Here is a 6,414-nt window from a genome sequence, read left to right as displayed (position 1 = left end):
CCTGTGCGGCAAGGACCTCATCGCTACCCGCCACTCCATGAGCGAAGGCGACGAAATCTATGCCATTACCGACCTGGACAGCAAGCCTTTCCCGGTAAGCCTCTTCATGGAGGGCGGCCCGGAGCGGTTCAGCAGCACGGACAGCATCCGTCCCGACTACCCCGTCAAGCAACTCACCCACGAGAACCAACACATCTACGACCAACTGGACATGGGCCGCGTAGAGGGACGCTGGATGAAGACCACCGACGGCAAACAGATGCTGACATGGGTCATCTATCCGCCCAAGTTCGATCCTAACAAGAAATATCCCACCTTGCTGTTCTGCGAAGGCGGACCGCAAAGCCCCGTCAGCCAGTTCTGGAGCTACCGCTGGAACTTCCAGATCATGGCAGCCAACGATTACATCATCGTAGCCCCCAACCGTCGCGGCTTGCCGGGATTCGGCGTCGAATGGAACGAAGCCATCAGCGGCGATTACGGTGGTCAGTGCATGAAGGACTACTTTACCGCCATCGACGAAATGGCCAAAGAACCGTTTGTCGACAAGGACCGTCTGGGATGCGTAGGAGCCAGCTTCGGAGGATTCTCCGTCTATTGGTTGGCCGGCCACCACGACAAACGCTTCAAAGCCTTCATTGCCCACGACGGCATCTTCAACATGGAAATGCAATACCTGGAGACAGAAGAAAAATGGTTTGCCAACTGGGATATGGGCGGCGCATACTGGGAAAAAGACAACGCAACAGCTCAGCGTACCTTTGCCAATTCGCCTCATAAATTTGTTGACAAGTGGGACACGCCTATCCTCTGCATCCATGGCGAGAAAGACTACCGTATTCTGGCCAATCAGGCCATGGCAGCCTTCGATGCCGCCAAGATGCGTGGCGTACCAGCCGAACTTCTTATCTATCCCGACGAAAATCACTGGGTGCTGAAACCACAGAACGGTGTGCTGTGGCAGCGCGTATTCTTCGAATGGCTGGATAGATGGCTGAAGAAATGATAATGAATTATTAAACCAACAACGGTGATTCACCGTACCAAGAGGCTGTCTTAAAATGGAAATTTCTATTTTGAGACGGCCTCTTTTCACTGACGACTAACCCCGTTCCACCAACATCAGAGAAGCATTTACTATCACTTGCAAGGCTCACGAGCAACACAAGTGTCCCACAAAAGCAACACAAGTGTGGAAGACGAGCCACACAAGTGTCTCTCGCGAGCCGTACAAGTACAGTAGAAAAAACCGTATAAGCGCTCCATATATTACTAAAACTTACACCTAAACTCCTCATCGTATCCTCCTTTACAACCCATCTTCATCCTTTCTCCCCCACCAACCACTTCCCCTACTTTTTCGATTCGCTCCTAAAAAAACAAGCGATTATTTTTGCAGTTCCAAATAAAACAGTACCTTTGCACCCCGTAAAACGAAAAGAGATTGCCGATATAGCTCAGTTGGTAGAGCAACGCATTCGTAACGCGTAGGTCGCCGGTTCAAGTCCGGCTATCGGCTCAAAATGTAGAGAAAGAGATGTGACCGCATCTCTTTTTTTTGTTTCAAGACGAAAAGAGAGAAACGCCACACTTCTATCCAAAGATTTACGAACAAAAAATCGACGTATTCAGACTTAAATGAAAAAGAAACAGAAAATGCTTTTGGGAGGACTGGCGGCCCTGGTCCTCATTGGACTGGCATGTGCCGGAACTGCTTACTACCTGTTACTGGCTCCCCAGTTTCATCCGTCGAAAACCAGCTATATCTACATCGACCGCGACGACAATATCGACTCTGTCTGCCACAAGCTGAAGACACAAGGCAAAGCTGCCAGCCTGTCCGGCTTCAAACTACTGGCACGCTATAGGGAATACGGCCAGCATATCCGCACCGGACGCTATGCCATTCGCCCTGCCGACAATGCATACCATGTATTCAGCCGACTGTACCGTGGTTATCAGGAGCCTATGAACCTCACCATCGGTAGCGTCAGAACACTGGATCGCCTGGCACGCAACGTAGGCAAACAACTCATGATAGACTCTGCCGAAATAGCCAGTCTGCTGAACGACACGATGCTTATCCGGCAGTGGGGTTATCAGAAAGAGACCCTGCCCTGTCTTTTCATCCCCGACACCTATCAGGTATATTGGGACATCAGTGCGGAACAGTTCGTAGAGCGGATGCAAAAAGAGCACAGCCACTTCTGGAATGAGGAAAGAAAACAAAAGGCGCAAGCCGCAGGCATGACGCCCGAAGAGGTATGCACACTGGCTTCCATCGTAGAAGAAGAGACCAACAACAACGCCGAAAAGCCTACCGTAGCAGGACTTTACATCAACCGCCTGCACAAAGACATGCCCTTACAGGCCGATCCTACAGTCAAATTTGCCCTGCAAGACTTCCAACTGAAACGAATCAGCAACAAGCACCTGACCGTGGATTCGCCGTACAACACGTATCGCAACATCGGATTGCCTCCCGGACCGATACGCATCCCTACTCCTGTCGGAATCGATGCCGTGCTGAATTATGAGAAGCACGACTACATCTATATGTGTGCCAAAGAAGACTTCTCGGGGACACACAACTTCGCATCCAACTACACAGAACACATGAAAAATGCACGCAAATACTGGAAAGCCCTGAACGAAAGAAAGATTTTTAAGTGATTTTGTGTTCTTATGTAAAAGCAAAAGCTTATATTTGCGGTTAACTAACCGAAAAAACAACCACACAAGTTTCGCAAGTTCTGCAAAGCTTGTAGAAGTTAAGAAGCTAAAGGATGGCATCGCCTGCCTGAAGCAGGACGGTTTCACAGCCACCCATTAACTTCAAAGACTTTAAATTAATACCTAAAAAAGACAGATATGAGCAAACAACTTTTACTTGGCGACGAAGCCATAGCACAAGCTGCACTGGATGCCGGACTTTCGGGCGTGTACGCCTATCCGGGCACTCCGTCTACTGAAATCACCGAATACATACAGATGATGCCTATAACGGCCGAACGGAACATCCACAACCGGTGGTGCTCCAATGAAAAGACGGCCATGGAAGCTGCACTGGGCATGTCGTTTGCCGGAAAACGGTCGCTGGTCTGCATGAAGCATGTAGGAATGAACGTGGCAGCCGACTGTTTCATCAATGCAGCCATGACTGGCGTTAAAGGCGGAATGATAGTCGTGGCAGCCGACGACCCCAGCATGCACTCTTCACAAAACGAACAGGACAGCCGCTTCTACGGCGACTTTGCACTGATACCTATATTCGAGCCCAGCAGTCAGCAGGAGGCCTACGACATGGCCTACGAAGGTTTCCGCTTCTCCGAACAGACGGGCGAACCTCTGCTGTTGCGCATCGTTACCCGTCTGGCCCATTCGCGCTCGGGCGTAGAACGCAAGGAACAACAGGCTCAGAACGAACTGGCTTTCAGCGACGACCCGCGTCAGTTCATCCTGTTGCCGGGAAATGCACGCAAACGCTACAAAGCCCTGCTGCAACAACAGGACGAGTTTGTAAAAGCATCCGAAAATTCTCCCTTCAACAAATACATTGACGGACCCAATAAGAAACTGGGTATCGTAGCTTGTGGCATCGGCTACAACTACCTGATGGAAAGCTATCCCGAAGGCTGCGAATATCCCGTGCTGAAAATAGGCCAGTACCCGCTGCCCAAGAAACAACTGACACAGCTGATAAACGAATGCGAAGAGATTCTGGTGCTGGAAGACGGACAACCCTTTGTAGAAAAGCAGCTGAAAGGTTATCTGGGACTGGGCGTCAAAGTGAAAGGAAGACTGGACGGTACACTGCCGACCGACGGCGAACTGACCCCCGACAGTGTGGCACGTGCCGTAGGCAAGGAAAACAAGGCTGAATTCAGTGTTCCGTCACTGGTAGAAATGAGACCACCCGCACTGTGCGAAGGCTGCGGACACCGCGACATGTACACCGTACTGACACAGGTGCTGAAAGAAGAATATCCTTCGCACAAGGTATTCAGCGACATCGGTTGCTATACACTGGGAGCCAACGCCCCCTTCCACGCCATCAACTCGTGCGTAGACATGGGAGCTTCTATCACCATGGCCAAAGGAGCGGCCGATGCAGGATTATATCCATCGGTAGCCGTCATCGGTGACTCGACTTTCACTCACTCGGGCATGACAGGTCTGCTGGATTGTGTCAACGAGAATGCCAACGTCACCATCGTCATCTCGGACAACGAAACAACCGCCATGACGGGTGGACAGGACTCTGCCGGAACCGGACGTCTGGAAGCCATCTGCGCCGGCATTGGTGTAGCACCGGAACACATCCGCGTAGTAGTGCCTCTGAAGAAGAACTACGAAGAAATGAAACAAGTGATACGCGAGGAAATTGAATACCACGGAGTATCGGTCATCATCCCCCGCAGAGAGTGTATACAGACATTAGCACGCAAAAAACGTAACAAGTAAAGCCATGAAAAAAGACATCATACTTTCGGGCGTAGGAGGACAAGGCATCCTGTCTATCGCCACCGTTATCGGTAAAGCTGCCCTGAAAAAGGGCTTGTATATGAAACAAGCCGAAGTACACGGCATGAGCCAGCGTGGAGGAGACGTACAGTCGAACCTGCGTATCAGCGACCAACCCATCGCATCCGACCTGATTCCGACCGGCAAGTGCGACCTGATCATCTCGCTGGAGCCTATGGAAGCCTTGCGATATCTGCCCTACCTGAATCACGAAGGCTGGCTGGTGACCAATGCAGTTCCCTTTGTCAACATTCCCAATTACCCCAGCGAAGAAGCCCTCAAAGCCGAACTTGACAAGCTGCCGCACAAAATTGTGGTAAACGTCAGCGAGATAGCCAAGGAAGCCGGTTCGCCCCGTGTGGCCAACATCGTGCTGCTGGGAGCCACTATCCCCTTCCTGGGCATCGACTACGCCACCATGCAGGAAAGCGTACGCGAAATCTTCCAGCGCAAGGGTGACGCCATTGTGGAAATGAACCTGAAAGCACTGGCAGCAGGCAAAGAAATAGCAGAAAAACTTATACAATAGAACCATGAATGACAAGTACTGGGAAGAAGAAATCGAAACCATGCCACGGGAAAAACTCCGTGAATTACAACTGCAACGACTAAAAAAAACAATAGGCATCGCTTCCCATGCCCCTTATTACAAGAAAGTGTTCCAGGAGCACGGCATCACGCCAGACAGCATTCAAAGCCTGGAAGACATACGCAAGATACCGTTCACTACCAAAGCCGATATGCGTGCCAACTATCCTTTCGGACTGGTAGCAGGCAACATGCGCGAAGACGGAGTACGCATCCACTCGTCCAGTGGTACGACCGGTACCCCTACCGTCATCGTACACTCACAACACGATCTGGATTCGTGGGCCAATCTGGTAGCTCGCTGCCTCTACATGGTAGGCATCCGCAAAACCGATGTTTTCCAGAACAGTTCGGGCTACGGCATGTTTACCGGCGGACTGGGCTTCCAGTACGGAGCCGAACGTTTAGGAGCGCTGACAGTGCCGGCCGCTGCAGGAAACAGCAAACGTCAGATCAAGTTCATTACAGACTTCAAGACAACTGCCCTGCACGCCATCCCCAGCTATGCCATCCGTCTGGCCGAAGTGTTCCAGGAAGAAGGCATGGATCCCACCCAGACAAGCCTGAAAACCCTTGTCATTGGTGCGGAGCCCCATACCGACGAACAACGCAAGAAAATAGAGCGCATGCTGGGCGTAAAGGCCTACAACAGTTTTGGTATGACGGAAATGAACGGTCCGGGCGTAGCCTTCGAATGTACCGAGCAGAACGGTATGCACTTTTGGGAAGACTGCTACCTCGTAGAGATTATCAATCCCGAAACAGGCGAGCCGGTGCCCGATGGCGAAATTGGCGAACTGGTGCTGACTACCCTCGACCGTGAAATGATGCCACTGATACGCTACCGTACGCGCGACCTGACACGCATCCTGCCCGGTACGTGTCCCTGCGGACGTACACACCTGCGTATTGACCGCATCAAGGGACGCAGCGATGACATGTTCATCATCAAGGGAGTAAACATCTTCCCGATGCAGGTGGAAAAGATTCTGGTACAGTTCCCGCAGCTGGGAAGCAACTACCTCATCACCCTGGAAACAGTGAACAATCAGGACGAAATGATTGTAGAGGTAGAACTCAGCGACTTGTCGACCGACAATTACATCGAACTGGAAAAGATACGCAAGGACATCACCCGCCAGCTGAAAGACGAAATACTGGTCACCCCCAAAGTGAAACTAGTAAAAAAAGGCTCATTGCCTCAGAGCGAAGGAAAAGCTGTCCGGGTAAGAGACTTGCGCGACAACAAAGAAAAGTAAGTAATTCCCCCCCAATTTTGAGGGTGTGTCGTAATACGCGATT

5 protein-coding genes and 1 tRNA gene are annotated in these 6,414 nt (G+C 51.2%); all 6 read left to right on the top strand.

Going from position 1 to position 6,414, the window contains the following annotated elements:
* A partial coding sequence (locus QVP67_RS13380) for a S9 family peptidase (RefSeq protein ID WP_288180214.1) occupies positions 1 to 1,006 on the top strand: 1,006 nt, incomplete at its 5' end.
* A gap of 440 nt (positions 1,007 to 1,446) precedes the next feature.
* A tRNA-Thr gene (locus QVP67_RS13375) sits at positions 1,447 to 1,519 on the top strand.
* 119 nt (positions 1,520 to 1,638) lie between these two features.
* Entirely contained in the window at positions 1,639 to 2,673 is a 1,035-nt protein-coding gene (gene mltG, locus QVP67_RS13370) for an endolytic transglycosylase MltG (RefSeq protein WP_288180213.1), read from the top strand.
* Between the two features lie 198 nt (positions 2,674 to 2,871).
* Positions 2,872 to 4,464, top strand: a complete 1,593-nt coding sequence (locus tag QVP67_RS13365; protein WP_022164067.1) for a thiamine pyrophosphate-dependent enzyme — start codon at positions 2,872 to 2,874, stop codon at positions 4,462 to 4,464.
* Positions 4,465 to 4,468: 4 nt separating this feature from the next.
* A complete protein-coding gene (locus QVP67_RS13360) occupies positions 4,469 to 5,053 on the top strand; it encodes an indolepyruvate oxidoreductase subunit beta (protein WP_022164066.1) in 585 nt (194 codons plus the stop codon).
* 4 nt (positions 5,054 to 5,057) lie between these two features.
* On the top strand, positions 5,058 to 6,371 hold the full coding sequence (locus QVP67_RS13355; protein WP_022164065.1) for a phenylacetate--CoA ligase: 1,314 nt from the start codon (positions 5,058 to 5,060) through the stop codon (positions 6,369 to 6,371).
* Positions 6,372 to 6,414: the final 43 nt, after the last annotated feature.

The organism is Bacteroides sp. CAG:633 (genome assembly GCF_000435115.1).
GTDB lineage: Bacteria > Bacteroidota > Bacteroidia > Bacteroidales > Bacteroidaceae > Bacteroides > Bacteroides ndongoniae.
The sequence above is the reverse complement of the archived record's forward strand: the minus strand, read 5'-3'. Positions and strand labels throughout refer to the sequence as shown.

Coding starts and splice junctions, on each gene's coding strand:
- QVP67_RS13365 (WP_022164067.1), top strand. CDS start 2,872: ATGAGCAAACAACTTTTACTTGGCGACGAAGCCATAGCACAAGCTGCA.
- QVP67_RS13360 (WP_022164066.1), top strand. CDS start 4,469: ATGAAAAAAGACATCATACTTTCGGGCGTAGGAGGACAAGGCATCCTG.
- QVP67_RS13355 (WP_022164065.1), top strand. CDS start 5,058: ATGAATGACAAGTACTGGGAAGAAGAAATCGAAACCATGCCACGGGAA.
- mltG (WP_288180213.1), top strand. CDS start 1,639: ATGAAAAAGAAACAGAAAATGCTTTTGGGAGGACTGGCGGCCCTGGTC.